The organism is Micromonospora sicca (assembly GCF_003172935.1).
Taxonomy (GTDB): domain Bacteria; phylum Actinomycetota; class Actinomycetes; order Mycobacteriales; family Micromonosporaceae; genus Micromonospora; species Micromonospora sicca.
In genome coordinates this window covers 1-2,232 of the sequence record NZ_QGKS01000531.1, presented here as the reverse complement: position 1 = coordinate 2,232, position 2,232 = coordinate 1, and the positions used below count along the sequence as shown (strand labels likewise).

Genomic DNA, 2,232 nt, shown 5'->3' with positions numbered 1-2,232 from the left:
CTGTTGGGTCGGGGACGAGACGCCGTGCAGCGTTTCGGCTGCCGGTTTTCTCGTCCCCGCCCGCCGAACCCGGCGTGCGGGTCGTCCCCGCACCGGGCTCTCCACGTGATCCGGTGGGTCATGCGATGAGTTCCGAGACGCGTCCGACGAAGGCGGCATCGTCGTGGCCGGTGCGGCGGTAGCGTGCTCCCGCCGGGTCGACCTCGTCGATGTTGTATGGCGTGGTGATCTGTGCTCCGCGGAAGCGGTAGCGTTCCACGCGCATCTTCGCCGGGTTGTAGAGGGTCAGGCCGTCCTCGCAGATCCGGTCGGCGCCGTAGTAGCGTCGCCGGATCTGTTTCCAGGTCATGTGGGGGCGTTTGCGGCGGATCCAGTAGATCATTCGCCACCAGGCATACCAGCCCAGGTAGGAGAACGTCTTCTTCGCTGCGCCGTAGCGGAAGTAGGCAGCCCATCCCCGCAGGATTGGGTTGATCTTCCACAGCACGTCCCACAGTCGCTGCCAGGTGGTGTCCGCCCTCGTCGCCTCCTTGATCTTGTGCATCACCCTGGCCAGTGCCTCCTTGGAGGGGATGGTCAGCACCACCTGACGTCCGTCACCTCTGCGCCGCCGCTGGATGCGAAAGCCGAGGAAGACGAAACCGTCGTCGATGTGGGTGATGTGGGTCTTCTCCGGCGACAGGGTCATCTTCAACATGCGGGCCAGCATCTGGCCGACTTCGGCTCGGATAGCTTCGGCGTCAGACTTCGTGCCGTGCACCAGCACGACGAAGTCGTCGGCGTAACGCACCAGCCGGTAGTTCGGCAGCCCTTTGCGGCGGCGTTGTTGACGCCGCCACGGTGGGCTCATGTCCCGTTCCCAGGTCCGGGCGAAATGCCGGTCGAGCACGGACAGGTAGATGTTGGCCAGCAGCGGAGACGCGACCCCGCCTTGCGGCGTTCCGGTCAGCGAGTCGACGAACCCGCCGTGCTGTTCGACGATCCCGGCCCGCAGGAACGCGCGGACCAGTCGCAACACCTTGCGATCAGCGATGCGCTCGGTCATCAGGTCCATGAGAACCTGATGATCGACGTTGTCGAAACAGGCGGTGATATCGCCTTCCACCACCCACTCGTAGGAGCGGCTGGCGAGCTGATGGATCTCCGCGATGGCATCCTGGGCACGCCGTCCCGGCCGATATCCGTAGCTCGACGGATAGAAGTCGACCTCGAAGATCGGCTCCAGGATCAGCTTGAGCGCCATCTGCGCCACACGGTCACGCAAGGTGGGGATGCCGAGCAGGCGGACCTTGCCGCTCTTCTTCGGTATCGCCACCTGCCGCACCGGCAAAGCACGGAAGCTGCCGTCCCGCAGCGAATCGCGTAACTCCTGCAGGAACGGCACCACCTCCTCCGGCCCGATGTGGGCACGAGTTTGGCCGTCCACGCCGGCGGTGACCGCACCCCGGTTGCCCGCCACCCGCTCCCAGGCCACCACGAGGGTGGCCCGGTCGCAGATCAGGTTGAACACATCGGCGAACCGGCGACCCGGTTCGGCTCTTGCCCATCGGTGCAGCTTGCGCTGATGATCGAGTACCCGACGCTCGGCCGCCCCGAAGAGCGGCCACGTCGACTCGCCGTTGTTCAACGACTCTTCGCCATCGAGCTTGCTGCCCATCACGCTGCCGCCCTTCCCCATGCGGTCAGCTCTCCTGACCTCGGAGTACTACGGCGGCTCCGCCACGATCCGACACCCACAGCGGGCGTTGCGCCTGCCCGCCCACCGATTGGAAACCGGCAGGTGAGGGCGGCATCGGACCGCTTCCCACGTTCACTGATGTCCGTTGCGTCGGGTGTCGGCGTCCGGCTATACCCCGACGGCATCGCCACCGGCCGCACATCGCAGTCTTGGCCGGGGCCTCCCGCCGTCCAAATCACACGGACGACGGAAGCGGGCAGACCAAAAGCCACGACCTGCCCAGCACCGCAAAGCGACCCATCCACCAGGTTCGACAGATCGCTGACGACTGACGGGGCTTCTGACACCGGTTCAGTTCCCTTACGCCTTCCCGACTTCGCTAGCGGGCACGAGCCGTCTGGTGGTACCGACCCGCCCCTTCATTGTCAGGGCTGCTCCCGGCCTCACCCCCAACCCGGGGATCAGCCTGCCCTCAGCTTCTACCGTTCACTGCGATGACCGGCGGCAGGCACTTCCTCCTGCACGGCAACATCAGCGCCTCGTGGCGCACGGCT

At 65.9% G+C, this 2,232-nt stretch carries 1 protein-coding gene; it reads right to left on the bottom strand.

Translation table 11 applies throughout. From position 1 onward, the window contains the following. Positions 1–118 precede the first annotated feature (118 nt). Entirely contained in the window at positions 119–1,678 is a 1,560-nt protein-coding gene (gene ltrA / locus DKT69_RS37245; protein WP_236648785.1) for a group II intron reverse transcriptase/maturase, read from the bottom strand. Positions 1,679–2,232: the final 554 nt, after the last annotated feature.